Source organism: Daejeonella sp. (genome assembly GCF_030695525.1).
Classification (GTDB): domain Bacteria; phylum Bacteroidota; class Bacteroidia; order Sphingobacteriales; family Sphingobacteriaceae; genus Daejeonella.
This window is the reverse complement of sequence record NZ_JAUYSS010000056.1, coordinates 64206-79158: the sequence shown is the minus strand read 5'-3', so window position 1 is coordinate 79158 and position 14953 is coordinate 64206. Positions and strand designations below refer to the sequence as shown.

The following is a 14953-nucleotide window of genomic DNA, read 5'->3' as shown; positions in this document are numbered from 1 at the left end:
CTTGCTCCGGTATACGAGCAACTATCTCTGAAAGGGGGTCAGCATCCGCCGGAATGGCATGCGTTTCAACGTGACTAAGCTATTTTGGTAGCCGCAAATTGATACCGCTTGGTGGGGTCAACATAGTCCGGAATATCCACATTATGAATAAAACTTATGTAGGAGTTAATTTGTCTCTCTTTACCAGAAATCAATAATTCAAACTTGTTTTCTGCGATTTCCTTTTTGAAATCTAGTATATCTGATAGAACTGCATATTCATCTCCTGCCCAAAATTCAAACTGAGAGTTTAAATAATTTATATCTTTTAGAACTTCGACATCTATTTTATATTTACTTTCTATTACTTTCTTACTTGATGGTGATTTAATGTCATTTTTAAGATGATAAATCACCTGGTTTAAGAGTAGAGTGGAAAATTCCCTAAAATCATTTACACAATCCATTAGGTAACTTTCCTCTACTGAGATTAAAGTATGTTTTGTATTGTATTTATCTCTATATAATTGATCGGTTCTTCCAAGCCTGTGCACTAATAGATGTCTACGGTCGTGATATTCCTCCATTTTGCTATTGCCTGGAGTAAAATTTCCAAGATCAATATTGAAATGTTGTTTAAAGTATTTAATAATATCTTTATATCCTCCACTGCTTAAACTTCTCATTTCTTTATTTATGATTTTATTATAAATATCTGTTAATGATCTCGTAGACAATAGTTCAGCATGCTTAAAATGGATTTCATTGCTGTTTTTTTTGAATGGCTCTTTAGTAATAATAAATATGTCACGAATTAGATCAATCATAAACACTTCCAAAGCTGAGACGATTCTGACAAAAATAATCTCTGAGAGATCTTTAATAGTTTTTAGTCTGCTCTTTTCAGTATTCTTGTGATAAAAAGGGTCACCAAGGTCTAATTCCATATCCTTCCATTCAACCTTATTTTTCTTTGCTATGGAAAGGAGTCGATCCGTAAGATTATAGGAGTAAACAGTAGTTTTATAAAGGTATGTCAGTTTACCTACTTCCTTAATAAATCGTTTGTGGGATTTTAAATTATCCATCTTAAGAACTGCTGGTTCCATCATATTCTTAACTTTTTAAACTAATTAATAATCATCATTCTTATACTGTTAAATTAATAAATGCATTCCTAAAGATATAAAATGAATTGCTACTCCACTGTCCGTAGAGTAAAGCGCAGCGTTTCTACGGATTATTAAATGAAATCCCGTGCATACGGGACATACCCACTGTACGTAGAGTTAAGCGCAGCGTCTCTACGGATTATTAAATGAATAAGAGTCTTCAGACTCGTCGAAACTCCGAGCAAGTAGAATTGATCGATTATCATTAAAATAAGAAAATGGAAAAGCTAAAGAACATTCATCCGGGTGAGATCCTGCTTGAAGAATTTCTGATCCCATTATCAATTAGTGCTTACAGGCTTTCTAAAGATATTGGCATTCCACAAACACGGATTTCCGAGATAATCAAAGGAAACAGACGCATTACTGCAGATACCGCGCTACGACTTTCCAGATATTTCGGAAATAGCGCAAAGTTTTGGCTGGGCATACAGATTGATTATGACATAGAAGCGGAAGAGAGCCAAAAGAAGGAAGAGTTAAATTGCATCAGACAACATAGCGAACACGCCGCATAAAAATAGGTTAAAGGCATACTGGCTCCTGTGTTAACCGAATTGTTCTGCCTCTTACTTACTTTAGTGCTGCATTAAAATAATTTTTACAAATCTGGCACAACTTCAACCCGCAAAATATTGCCTCCAAGCCATTCAACGCATAAGAGTCATCAACTAAGCAATTACAAGCTTCTTCTTTTTTTCAATATTTTGTTTGAAAAATTCTTTAAGAAAACCATATAAGCTTAAGTCCTCATCGAGAGTTGGCCAATGAAGCCCTGTACCGTTTCCAATTATTTTAAAATTGCTTCGCTCTTTTAAGGTTGCATTATTCAATCTTTCGTAATTTTTCAAAGAGACGATTAAAATCAGATCATTATTCAAAATTATATCCAATTTCCTATCTGTGAGGATAGCTGATTTTATCTTTAAACCTTTAGAAAAGATAATATCTGTAATCGGATCATATGATTTATTTGAAGTGCTCATCCCATTTCTTTTTAAAAAGTTCCAAATTCTTGTTACAATGCTCCATAACTACGCTTTGTTGACGAGGCGTAAATCCTGACATATATTCCACTTCAACAGGACTTAGCCAAATCTTAGCTGTTCCCTAAGCCTTTTCAACATGGATATGAGGAGGCTCATCATTCTCGTTACTGTAGAAAAAGAAACGAAAGCCTTCTACTGTTAGAACTGTTGGCATTAACAAATTTACTGAATTTAAGTTGAAAAATATCAGTCGTTAACAGCCGTTTGGCACTATGGTGGGTAAATCGATTTGGATTGTTCTGCATTTGGAAATCGAGGTAGAATGTTTAATTTACACCTATTAAAACGCCAATCTCCAGAACCAAAACGTTGTTGGCTTTGTTAATTCAAACACAAGCAATCATTCATCAGAAATTACCCTTTTCCCAAGAACCCATACAAAATGATCAGACCCTACATTTTAGCAGAAACAAACTGGAAATCTGTAAAAGATTCAAATTATGACATGGCAATCCTTCCATGGGGTGCTACAGAAGCGCATAATTATCATTTACCTTATTCAACGGATGTGATTGAAGCAGACCATATTGCTGCAGAATCTGCCAGGATTGCCTGGGAAAGTGGTGCTAAGATCATTGTTTTACCTACTGTCCCTTTTGGAGTCAATACTGGTCAGGCAGACATAAAATTGGATTTAAATATTTATCCAAGTACCCAACTGGCAATTTTATGTGACATTATAGAAGTGCTTCAAAGGTCGAATATTTTTAAGCTTTTGATTTTGAATGGTCATGGGGGGAATGATTTTAGAATGATGGTCAGGGAGCTGGGTTTAAAATACCCAAAGATGTTTCTCAGCACATGTAACTGGTTTCAGGCTGTAGACAAAATGCAATTCTTTGAACATGATGGTGACCATGCAGACGAAATGGAAACCAGCCTGATCTTACACATGGCTCCGGATTTAATGCTTCCTTTAGATATGGCCGGAGATGGGAAAGAAAAAAAGTATAAAATCAAAGAGTTTTCTGAAGGCTGGGCCTGGGCAGAACGGAAATGGTCGAAAATTACCAAGGATACAGGAGTAGGGAATCCTGCGTTTGCCACAAAGGAAAAGGGAGAAAAATACTTTAAGGCAGTAACTATGAAAGTATCTAAGTTTTTGATTGAACTGGCAAAGGCGGATGTGGATGATCTTTATGAATAGGAGATCTGCCATAGTGTAAGGGCAGAGGGCAGTGACGGTAATTTATCTACGGCTGTAGCCAATAGAACTGTCCCGGCTGCCATTAATACCAAGTAAACGGTTCCGAAGAACGGTTCAATCCCCAGTGCCAGCAAAATCAAAAAAAAAGTAGAAGGTTCTTTCAAACAGCACATCCGAGCATTAGATTTTGGGATCATACCTGGAATGCTTTCATATTCTTATGCCCCCCAAAAGCAGTCCCGCACTTGCGGGATGGCCAAGGCACCTAGGGATTGAAGTCCCGATTGCCATCGGGATTGTCCCACAAACCTGAGCCGCCCTAAAGCGGCGAAAGCATGAACACCTTTAAAAACTAAAAAAACTGGTGAATAATAATTGGCCTGCCCGGCTATAGAGGGCGACGGATTATTAAATATATTCCCGAATATACTAGGTTTACGCGCTTATTATAATACCAATACTGCCTTCTGTAACTCAAGGAATTTATATCTTCATATCCATAATATATTATCAATACCATGATGCAAAATCAACACCCCAAATTTTTGACGAAACTTTCAATCAGAACAATTTGCCTGATTTTCTTCTTCGGATCAACAACAATAGCCTTTGCTCAAAATAAAATCCCTGCAAAGTCACAATCAGACAGTTTAAAACGTAAAGCCAGCCTTAGCAGGATCATGAAGGTGTTACCTGCTGATAAGATTAGTAATGGCAGGGTTTCTTTTCTGGATGAGAATTTTCAGGATTGGCTCAAGCGGACGAGCGAGCTTCCACCCGACTTCGATATATTGCCTTCAATACCTTATCTTCCTGATCCGCTCATTGAGGATGAAGGCGGCAAAAATATTCCGATTACCTCGGCCGCACAATGGAAAGAAAAGCGACATTGGATGAAAGAGCAACTGGAGTATTATATTACCGGGACCTATCCGCAATCTTCAGACGATTTCAGGGTTAAGGTTCTTAGTGAAAAATATGATGAATCAACATTGCTTAGAATGGTAGAGTTATCATTCGGTCCGCAGGAACAAGCCAAACTAACCATTGAATTAATGATTCCTCAGGGGAAAGGTCCCTTCCCGGTATTCATGACTCAGGGTAGTCACAGGGGCTGGGCTCAAATTGCGGTAAGACGGGGCTATATAGGCTGTGTTTATGCAGCTTCTGATTTAAAGGATGATACTGAAAAGTATTCTGAAATATGGTCTGGTGAATATGACTTTACCCGTTTAATGAGAAGGGCATTCGGGACTTTCAGGGCGATTGACTATTTGTATACACTTCCAAATGTTGACAAAGAAAAAATCGCCTTAACTGGTCACTCCAGAAATGGTAAATTAGCACTGATGGCTGCCGCTTTTGACGAACGCATTAAGGCCGTTATTCCGAGCAGCGGTGGTTCAGGTGCCGAAGTCCCATGGCGATATGCTACACAACAATATGATGTTGAAGATATTGCCTTATTATCTGCTGCCCAACCAGCATGGCTGCATCCAAGATTAAGATTTTTTATAGGCCGGGAGAATAAACTTCCCATTGATCAAAATCATTTTATGGCGCTGATAGCCCCAAGGGGTTTAATGTTGAGTTCAGCAATCAATGAAGGGGCCGGCAATCCCTGGGGTATTGAGCAGGCCTATGGCTCTGCGCAAAAGGTATATCAATTTCTGAATGCCCAGGATAATCTGGCCATCAGGTTCAGGGATGGTGAACATGGCACCACTGCAGGTGACATTGAAGACTATCTTGATTTCTTTGACTATGTTTTTAAGCGAACAGCGCACCGGCCCGAAAACAAATTGTATTATAATTATACGTTTGAGGGCTGGAAGGTGCGTAGTAAAGAAACTATAAATCCATTAAATTATCCTTCCAAAGGTGGGCATGGCATTGATGCAATTGCCGGGAAAAACTTATCAAAGGAGGATTGGGATGTTAAGAAATCGGAGATAAAAAAGCAATTACGATGGATAATGGGGGATGAACCTCCAGGCCTGACTAACCCCGGTCCGGAGCGTTTAGAAAATGGAGGAGCCGGAGAAGAATACTTCGGGACTGTGCTCAAACGCCCAGTCGTAACCCCGCGTATGGGTCGTATGGCTGTCACACCCTACAAGGAGTTTGGCGATTATCTGTATGGCTATATTTACTATCCTAAGGATAAAGCCGGGAATATTAAGGCCGGTAAATTGCCGGCACTGATCTATCAGCATGAATACGATTATTCCAAGGGTTTTTCCTCTTATCATGATGTTCAGTCCTTCTTTGAGGGTATGACCGATATGGGTTATGTTGTTTTTTCATACGATATGATTGGTTTTGGGAATCGGATTGAAGAAGGGATACGCTTCTATGAGCGCTATCCGAACTGGTCAAAAATGGGAAAGATGGTGGCTGATGTTAAAGGTGCAGTAGATGCATTAAGCCATTTGGATTTTGTTGATTGCTCTAAAATAGTTGTCGCGGGTTATGCCATGGGTGCAACAGTCGGCCTTTACGCAACTGCACTTGATGATAGAATTGCCGGACTTGTTTCAGTGAGCGGTTTTACTCCCATGCGGTCGGATCCAAAGAATACTGGCAGGGAAGGAATTAAAACTTTTTCCCATTTGCACGGCCTGATTCCTCGCTTAGGTTTCTTTGTTGGCCATGAGGATCGTATTCCATATGATTACCATGAAATATTAGGATCAATTGCTCCGAGACCGGTATTGCTGATTACCCCCGCTTTAGACCAGACTGCTAATCTTAAGGATATTCGGGCAACAGTTACCGAAGCGCAAAAGGTGTACAAATTACAGCGTGCTCCAGATCAGCTCATGCTTAACGTGCCTGATGATTTTAACAGGTTCAGTGAAGAAATGCAAAAAACAATTTATGATTGGGCAGGCAAATTAATGACACCTATTTCTAATAAATAATCTGGTTAAATATTCCATGTGATTTTTGTTTATCACAGTTTAATTATACTGAAGGAAGGTCAATGATTCATGGTTGCTAAAATGCCAGATAGACTTTTTGCCGGGCTGTCTGTTCAGATGAAATACAGCCCGGGGTAAAATAAACCTTGCCGGAGGAGGTAGCTTCCGGCTATAAGTAATTTGAAAGAGAACGATTTCCTGCCGCCGGAACTACTCCGGAGGAAAGGGCTGAACCAGCCTATAGCACACAGGTATTGCTTTTCAAAATCAAAAGATTATGGCTCCAGAGCCTTATCTGATCGAGTATAATCATATTAAATTAACCTTCATTTATATCGAACTCATGTTAATTTATGATTTTAAATATCCGGAATAAAGCATACTGACTCATACCCAAATTCTAAACAAATTCCCCTTGAAATTCACCGCAATTTGCTTGATAGATTAAAGAAGGGTAATTTCGTGGCTTAAATACTAATTATGACCATTGAAAGAGGACCAATATCCCGTTTTATAGAAAAAAATTACCTGCATTTTAATTCTGCCGCGCTGATGGATGCTGCAAAAGGGTATGAAACCCATCTGGATGAAGGCGGGAAAATGATGATCACACTTGCAGGTGCAATGAGTACTGCCGAATTGGGCATTTCACTTGCCGAGATGATCCGTCAGGATAAAGTATCCATCATATCATGTACCGGTGCGAACCTGGAAGAGGATATTATGAATCTGGTTGCTCATTCACACTACAAACGTGTTCCAAATTACCGTGATTTGAGTCCGCAGGATGAATGGGACCTTTTGGAGAATCACTATAACCGTGTTACAGATACCTGTATTCCTGAAGAAGAAGCTTTCAGAAGGCTTCAAAAGCATATTCATAAACTTTGGAAAGATGCGGATGATACAGAACAGCGATACTTTCCGCATGAATTTATGTACAAAATGCTTCTTAGCGGTGTGCTTGAGCAGTATTATGAAATTGACCCTAAGAATTCCTGGATGTTGGCTGCCGCAGAAAAGAATCTCCCGATTGTAGTTCCGGGATGGGAAGACTCCACTATGGGTAATATTTTCGCATCATATGTGATGAAAAAAGAGCTCAAGGCATCTACTGTGAAAAGCGGAATTGAATACATGGGTTGGCTGGCTGATTGGTATATTGCTAATTCAGCGGGAAAAGGTGTTGGATTTTTTCAGATTGGTGGCGGAATTGCGGGTGATTTTCCAATATGTGTTGTGCCTATGCTTTACCAGGATATGGAAATGGAGAATATTCCTTTCTGGAGTTATTTCTGTCAGATTTCGGATTCAACAACATCCTACGGTTCTTATTCGGGAGCTGTGCCAAATGAGAAGATTACCTGGGGTAAGCTGGACATTCACACCCCTAAATTTATAGTGGAATCAGATGCCACAATTGTTGCCCCGCTCATCTTTGCCTGGGTTCTGAAACAGTAATGATTCTACATTTTAAAAACAAGGCTTAAGGCTGGTATTAAAATGGTTGATTATGAAAAAAAGTTTTAAATTAGCTGTTAATCAATCATTTTCGTATTAATTTAGAATGATTATAAATTGATAAAATAGGTCATGTTAATGTCATCCGTATTTGAATAAAGCATACTTTTGTCAACTGAAAATGTTGATATCCTTATGATCGGCTTTTTAATTATACGTTAAATTTTAAGCAACAAATACTCAATATGAGAAGCATCTCATTGTTTTTTAGAAGTGTTACAAAATCATTAGTTCTGATTACTTTACTGTGTTCAATGGCTGTTTCTTCAGTCAATGCACAGGATGCAGCAGCTGGAGCAGCGATTTTCAAACAGAAGTGTACCGCTTGTCATGGTATTGACAAAGCAGTTGTAGGTCCGGCTCTGAAAGGGCTTGATGCAAAGTATGATGAGGCATGGCTGATCAAATGGATCAAAAATGCTCCAGCATTAATTGCGTCAGGAGATGCTCAGGCGGTAAAAGCCGCGGAGTATTCACCGGCAATGATGTCGGGTTTTCCTGAATTGTCAGATGATGACATTAAAAACATTTTAGCCTATGTAAAAGTTGGCGATGTTAAGCCTGCAGCTGATCCGAATGCTGCCGCTGGTGAAGCCGGAGCAGCTACTGATAAAGGCGGTGTTAGTAATTTCATGTTATTCGGCCTGATCGCAGTGATTATCATTGCCTTCCTGGTTATCCTGGTTTTGAATCGTGTGATTACCACTCTGGAGCGTGTAATGCTTCAGAAGAAGGGTATTGCTGTTGAGGAGGAAGAAGGTGTTGAGAAAAAGGACCGTTTTGAAGGACTGAAAAAGCTAAGTAAGAACAAAAAATTCATTATGTTCATTGTGTTACTTACTGTTATTTTCCTGGGGTCTGCCGGTTGGAAAGGAATGTGGGAAACGGGAGTACATACCGGTTATCAGCCAATACAGCCTATAAAATTCTCTCATCAGCTTCATGCGGGTGTAAATAAAATTGATTGTCAGTATTGTCACTCAGGCGCGTTTACCTCTAAAAATGCATCAATTCCATCTTTAAATGTTTGTATGAACTGCCATAATTATGTTACGGCATCTGAAAAATACGATGGAAAGACTTCTCCGGAGATCATGAAAATATATAATGCTCTTGATTATAACGAGGATACCAAAGTTTACGGTAATAATACCAAGCCTGTTGAATGGATCAGAATTCACAATCTGCCGGATCTGGCTTACTTCAATCACTCACAGCATGTTGCTGTTGCTGGAATTGAGTGTCAGAAATGTCATGGTCCGATTCAGACTATGGAAGAGGTTTATCAATATTCCCCTTTGACCATGAAATGGTGTATCAATTGTCACAGGGAGACAGAGGTTAATCACAAGGACAATCCTTATTATGATAAACTGATTGCTGCGCACGATAAATTGAAGAATGGTGAAAAGGTTACGGCTGCGGTTTTAGGCGGACTGGAATGTGCTAAGTGTCACTACTAATTAGAATTATTTTAAGATAACATACGTATACAGTTATATAGCTTAAATGGAAAGCAATAAAAAATACTGGAAAGGTTTAGAAGAGCTGCAGAACACAAAGGATTTTGTTGAGAAAAACAAAAACGAGTTCGCTGAACCACTTCCTATGGAAGAAGTTCTGAATGAAGCCGGTTTAAGTACCGTAACTCCACGTCGTGACTTTTTAAAGGCGCTTGGATTTGGTTTGGGAGCAGTAACTCTTGCTGCTTGTCAAAAAACTCCGGTGCATAAGTCAATTCCTTATTTGGTTAAGCCTGAAGAAATAGTACTTGGTATTCCTAATTACTATACTTCTACTTTTAATGGTCACAGTATTCTGGTTAAAACCCGTGAAGGCCGTCCTATTAAGATTGAGGGAAACCCTAATTGTATTTTGAGTAAAGGGGGCCTGGATGCAAAAGGACAAGCTTCAGTGCTTGATCTTTATGATGTTTCCAAGCTAAAAAACCCTGTTCTGAATGATTCAGAATCAAACTGGGCAAACATCGATGAGTTTGTAAAAGCTGAACTTGCTAAAATTAAGGCAGGTGGCAAAAAAATCCGTATTGTATCTTCTACTGTTAACAGTCCTTCGACTAAAGCGGTTATTGCTGACTTTACAGCACAATATCCAAATACAAAACACATTCAGGTTGATGCAGTTTCTTATACTGGTATCATTAAAGCAAATGAAAACAGTTTTGGTAAGGCAGTTCTTCCAAGATACCGTTTTGACAGGGCAGATCTTATCGTAAGTTTCGGAGCTGATTTCCTGGGTACCTGGATTTCTCCTGTAGAGTTTAGCCGCCAGTATACCTCCAAAAGAAATAACACTGCCCTTCAAGGCAAAAAAATGTCACGCCATATTCAGTTCGAGACAGGAATGAGTTTAACAGGTACCAATGCTGATGCGCGTCTTCCATTAAAGCCATCAGAAGAAGGTATTGCCCTTTTGAATTTATATGCTGCTTTGGGAGGTGCTGTTACCGGAACCAAACCTCTTGCAAACAATCCGAATGCTGAAAAGGCGATTGCTCTTACTGCAATTGAATTAGCTGCTGCTAAAGGAAGATCTCTTGTACTTAGCGGCTCAAATGATGTTTCTACCCAAATTGTTGTAAATGCGATCAATTCAATTCTGGGAAGTTACGGTACTACAATTGATCTTGATAATCCATCGTACCAGTATGCAGGTAATGACGCTGAGTTCGCTGAGTTCATCAATGAAATGAACCGTTCGGAAGTTGATGCTGTTTTCTTTTTGGATACAAACCCTGCCTACGAATTTAACGATACAAAAGCATTCACAGAGGCCCTTGCAAAGGTAAAATTGCGGGTTTCATTTGCTGATCGTAAAGATGAAACAGCTTCATTATGTCAGGTTATTGCTCCAAATCATCATTATCTTGAATCATGGGGCGATTCAAACCCAATTGAAGGATATTATACTATTGTTCAACCGGCCATTAATCCGGTTAATAATTCCCGATATGCTCAGCAAAGCCTGTTGTTATGGTCTGAAGGAGCTGTTGCTGATTATTATCAGTATATCCAGAATAACTGGGCAAAAACAGTTCTTGCACAATCTTCAACAAGTTGGAAGGATCTTTTACAAAAAGGTTCGGTTAGTCTTCCTGAAAGATCTGCAGGTACCTATACTTTCTCCCGCGAACTTGACTCAGTAGTTCAGACTATCCTTGCTGAAAGCAGTACTCTTTCGAAAGCTGGTGATAATGCTGTAGAATTACATATTTATCAGAATGTTTCTATTGGTGATGGTAAATCAGCCAATAATCCATGGCTGCAGGAGTTACCGGATCCGGTTTCTAAAGTAACCTGGGATAACTACGCTGCCATCAATGCGAAGTTTGCTGAAAAATTGGGTATTGGGGTGAATGATCTTGTTGAGATCAAAACTGATAAATACACGATTACATTACCTGTACTTATCCAGCCGGGTCAGGCTTACGGAACCGTTTCTATAGCCCTTGGTTATGGAAGAACGAAAGCCGGAAAAGCAGGATCTGAAGTTGGTAAGAATGCTTATCCATTCCTTCGTTTGGTTAATGCAACCTTTCATACAGCAACTGCAGCCAGTATAGCAAAGGCTTCAGGTACTTATGAGCTGGCTCAAACACAAACACATCATTCAATTGAAGGTAGAAATATTGTTCGTGAGACTACTTTAAAGGATTACCTAAAAGATCCTAACTCAGGAACGGGTCATGCCCACGTAAATCATTATGATTTATGGAATGAGTATGAGCAACCCGGACATAGCTGGGTTATGGCAATTGACCTGAATGCCTGTACGGGTTGTGGTGCATGTATCGTGGCTTGTAATGCCGAAAATAATATTCCGGTTGTTGGGCGTGATGAAGTTCGTCGTCGTCGTGAGATGCACTGGATCCGTATCGACCGTTACTATACCGTTAATGAAGGTGGAAATAAGGTAACTAAGGAAAAAGAAGTAGAAGCTCTTGAGAACATAGATAACGTTTCTGTTATACATCAGCCAATGATGTGTCAGCATTGTGATCATGCTCCTTGTGAAACTGTTTGTCCGGTTTTAGCAACTGTACACTCTTCCGAAGGCTTGAACCAAATGGCTTATAACCGTTGTATCGGTACACGTTACTGTGCGAACAACTGTCCGTATAAAGTACGCCGTTTCAACTGGTTTAATTACTGGAATGATTCACGTTTTGATAATTACATGAATAATGAGTTTACACAGCTTGTGCTAAACCCTGATGTTACTTCCCGTTCGAGAGGGGTAATGGAGAAATGTTCAATGTGTGTACAGCGTATTCAGGCAGGAAAACTACAGGCTAAATTGGAAAAACGTACTTTGAAAGATGGTGATGTTAAAGTTGCCTGTCAGCAAACATGTCCTACCAATGCAATCATCTTTGGAGATGGAAATGACCCTGAATCTGAAGTATCAAAAGCACTGAAGAGCGAACGCACATACTATGTCCTGGAAGAGCTTAACGTTAAGCCGGGTGTAGGATATCAAACAAAAGTTAGAAATACTGTAGAGGTTTAATACAAGAAATAAAAAAGAATATGTCATCTCATCACGAGTCTATACTTAGAGAACCCTTAGTAACCGGTGAAAATATTACTTATTCAAAGGTCACCGAAGATATATTGGTTCCTGTAGAAAATAAGCCAAATAAAGCCTGGTGGATTGGTTTCATTGTTTCCGCCCTTGGTGCAGGACTTTGGGTATTCTCTGTTAGCTGGACCTTCTGGTTTGGTATTGGCGAATGGGGCTTGAATAAAACAGTTGGATGGGCCTGGGATATTACCGGATTCGTTTGGTGGGTAGGTATTGGTCATGCCGGTACCCTTATCTCAGCAGTATTGCTCCTGTTCCGACAGAACTGGCGAAATTCAATTAACCGTTCGGCAGAAGCAATGACTATTTTCGCCGTTATCTGTGCCGCAACCTATATTATTTCACACATGGGTCGTCCATGGTTGTTTACCTGGGCGCTTCCGCTACCAAATCAATTCGGATCATTATGGGTTAACTTTAACTCACCGCTTGTTTGGGACGTATTTGCAATCTCGACCTATTTCTCTGTTTCATTGGTGTTCTGGTACACAGGATTACTTCCTGATATAGCAACTATCCGTGACCGTGCAGTGGGTACCCGTCGTCGTGTTTATTCAATCTTATCTTTCGGATGGAATGGATCAGTAAAAACCTGGCAGCGTTTTGAATTAGTATCCCTGATTTTAGCGGGTGTTTCTACTCCACTGGTACTATCGGTGCATACAATTGTATCCATGGACTTTGCAACTTCACTGGTTCCGGGATGGCATACCACCATCTTCCCGCCATATTTCGTTGCAGGTGCCATATTCTCTGGTTTTGCAATGGTTCAAACCTTGTTGTTGATTACCCGTAAGGTGATGAATTTTGAAAACTACATTACCATGTTCCATATTGAATCGATGAACAAGATCATCATTCTAACAGGCTCCATTGTTGGTGTGGCTTATTTAACTGAATTATTCATTGCCTGGTATTCAGGAGTTGAGTATGAGCAGTATGCATTTTTGAACAGGGTTAGCGGACCATACTGGTGGGCTTACTGGATCATGATGACCTGTAACGTAATCTCTCCGCAATTGTTCTGGTTTAAAAAGATCCGTACCAGTATCGCTTTATCATGGATTTTATCTATTGTGGTAAACATTGGTATGTGGTTCGAGCGTTTTGTAATCATCGTGACTTCGTTACACCGCGATTATCTTCCATCAAGCTGGGTTATGTTTTACCCGAGTTGGGTCGACGTGGGAGTATTCATCGGATCTATCGGAGTGTTCTTTACCTTATTCCTGCTATTCCTCAGAGTATTACCGGCTATTGCAATGGCGGAGGTTAAATTATTGCTGAAGAGTTCAAGTGATCAGGCTAAGCGAAAGTTGATCGCTGAGAAAGCTGTAGATAGCGGAGAGGCGGAGTACTACCTCGAATCCCTTGAAAAGTATGATAGTATTTCTCCAAAAGTTGCTGAATACCAAAAAGTTTAAAGATGAGTAATATAAAATATATTTTAGGTCATTTTGAGGATCCGGATGATCTGATGCACGGGATAGACAAGTTGCAGGAGAATAGCGTGAGTATTTACGATGTGTATACTCCTATGCCAATTCACGGTATTGAAGATAAGTTAGGAATTAAACGATCAAGGCTTGGTAAGGTGGCATTTGGTTTCGGCTTGACCGGTACCATCACTGCAATCTCCATGATAACCTATATGCTGGTTATCGACTGGCCTATGAATATCGGAGGTAAACCGCATTTTGCATTCCCTGATTTTATTCCGATCATGTTCGAGTTAACTGTGTTATTTGCAGCTTTCGGAATGGTTGGAACCTATTTCTTTGTAAATCACATGGCTCCTGGCCGTGCTCCAAGAGTTATGGACCTCAGAGCAAGCAACGATAGATTTGTAATTGCGATTGATGCAAGAACAAATACATCGCATGATCAAATAGATAACATTTTAAAAGAAGCAGGTGCTGTTGAAATTAAGCACAACGAAAGGAAATATGTTAGTTATGAATAAGCGCCTAATAATTTGTACCGCTTTTTTAACTGTAGCCGCTGTTACGGTTATTTCTTCCTGTTCAAATAATAGAAGTACGGGACTTGAATTTGCCCGTAATATGTATGATCCGATTGGTTATAACCCGGATCAGGCAAATAAGAACTTTAAGGACGGTAAAACTGCCCAGGATCCACCTGCAGGTACAGTTCCTGTTGGATTTGATAAATATGATGTTTATCCAAATTCACTTGAAGGTTATCAGGCAGCAAGTACAGGAATGACGAATCCGCTTCCTGTAAGTGTAGCTACTCTGGAGCAGGGAAAAACATTGTATTTAAACATGTGTTCCCATTGTCATGGTATGGAGGGAAAGGGTGATGGTTCTATCGTTAACCTTGGCAAATATCCTGCTCCACCTTCTTATTCAACTGGAAACTCATCAAGAGGAGGCTCTATGAAGGATCTTACAGACGGTAAAATCTATCATACAATTACCCACGGGGTTAACCTGATGGGTCCACACAAATCTCAATTATCCCCGGAGCAACGGTGGAAAATTGTTATGTACGTTCATGAATTACAAAAATTACAATAGTCAATTGCTAAAACCA

At 39.8% G+C, this 14953-nt stretch carries 11 protein-coding genes and 1 pseudogene; 9 read left to right on the top strand and 3 right to left on the bottom strand.

Annotated features, from left to right (window positions below; all coding sequences use genetic code 11):
- Positions 1-74: 74 nt before the first annotated feature.
- Positions 75-1091: a hypothetical protein gene (locus Q8S11_RS13285; protein WP_305662599.1), complete on the bottom strand. Its 1017-nt coding sequence runs from the start codon at positions 1089-1091 to the stop codon at positions 75-77.
- Positions 1092-1369: 278 nt separating this feature from the next.
- On the opposite strand from Q8S11_RS13285, the gene Q8S11_RS13280 reads away from it, so the two are divergent.
- Positions 1370-1669, top strand: a complete 300-nt coding sequence (locus Q8S11_RS13280) for a HigA family addiction module antitoxin (RefSeq protein WP_305662598.1) — start codon at positions 1370-1372, stop codon at positions 1667-1669.
- 153 nt (positions 1670-1822) lie between these two features.
- On the opposite strand, the gene Q8S11_RS13275 is transcribed toward Q8S11_RS13280, so the two are convergent.
- Positions 1823-2137 (bottom strand): DUF2442 domain-containing protein, encoded by a 315-nt coding sequence (locus tag Q8S11_RS13275; protein ID WP_305662597.1) that lies wholly within the window; start codon positions 2135-2137, stop codon positions 1823-1825.
- Positions 2121-2354, bottom strand: a pseudogene (locus tag Q8S11_RS17885) (DUF4160 domain-containing protein). Before Q8S11_RS17885 ends, Q8S11_RS13275 begins: the two are co-directional and overlap by 17 nt.
- Positions 2355-2582: 228 nt before the next feature.
- Here Q8S11_RS17885 and Q8S11_RS13270 point away from each other — a divergent pair.
- The 8 genes from Q8S11_RS13270 (at position 2583) to Q8S11_RS13235 (ending at position 14937) form a co-directional block, all read left to right on the top strand.
- Positions 2583-3347, top strand: a complete 765-nt coding sequence (locus tag Q8S11_RS13270; protein WP_305662596.1) for a creatininase family protein — start codon at positions 2583-2585, stop codon at positions 3345-3347.
- Between the two features lie 545 nt (positions 3348-3892).
- Positions 3893-6271, top strand: coding sequence for an acetylxylan esterase (locus Q8S11_RS13265; protein ID WP_305662595.1), 2379 nt, complete (start codon positions 3893-3895; stop codon positions 6269-6271).
- 480 nt (positions 6272-6751) lie between these two features.
- Positions 6752-7732 carry a deoxyhypusine synthase family protein gene (locus Q8S11_RS13260; RefSeq protein WP_305662594.1) on the top strand — a complete coding sequence of 327 codons (981 nt, stop codon included), beginning with the start codon at positions 6752-6754 and terminating at the stop codon, positions 7730-7732.
- A gap of 245 nt (positions 7733-7977) precedes the next feature.
- Complete coding sequence (locus Q8S11_RS13255; protein ID WP_305662593.1) at positions 7978-9255, top strand: cytochrome c3 family protein; 1278 nt, start codon at positions 7978-7980, stop codon at positions 9253-9255.
- Positions 9256-9301: 46 nt separating this feature from the next.
- Positions 9302-12322, top strand: a complete 3021-nt coding sequence (locus Q8S11_RS13250) for a TAT-variant-translocated molybdopterin oxidoreductase (RefSeq protein WP_305662592.1) — start codon at positions 9302-9304, stop codon at positions 12320-12322.
- 20 nt (positions 12323-12342) lie between these two features.
- Positions 12343-13821, top strand: coding sequence for an NrfD/PsrC family molybdoenzyme membrane anchor subunit (gene nrfD / locus Q8S11_RS13245; RefSeq protein WP_305662591.1), 1479 nt, complete (start codon positions 12343-12345; stop codon positions 13819-13821).
- A gap of 2 nt (positions 13822-13823) precedes the next feature.
- Positions 13824-14360: a DUF3341 domain-containing protein gene (locus tag Q8S11_RS13240; protein WP_305662590.1), complete on the top strand. Its 537-nt coding sequence runs from the start codon at positions 13824-13826 to the stop codon at positions 14358-14360.
- Positions 14353-14937, top strand: a complete 585-nt coding sequence (locus Q8S11_RS13235; RefSeq protein WP_371135167.1) for a cytochrome c — start codon at positions 14353-14355, stop codon at positions 14935-14937. The genes Q8S11_RS13240 and Q8S11_RS13235 overlap by 8 nt, the downstream gene beginning before the upstream one ends.
- Positions 14938-14953 lie beyond the last annotated feature (16 nt).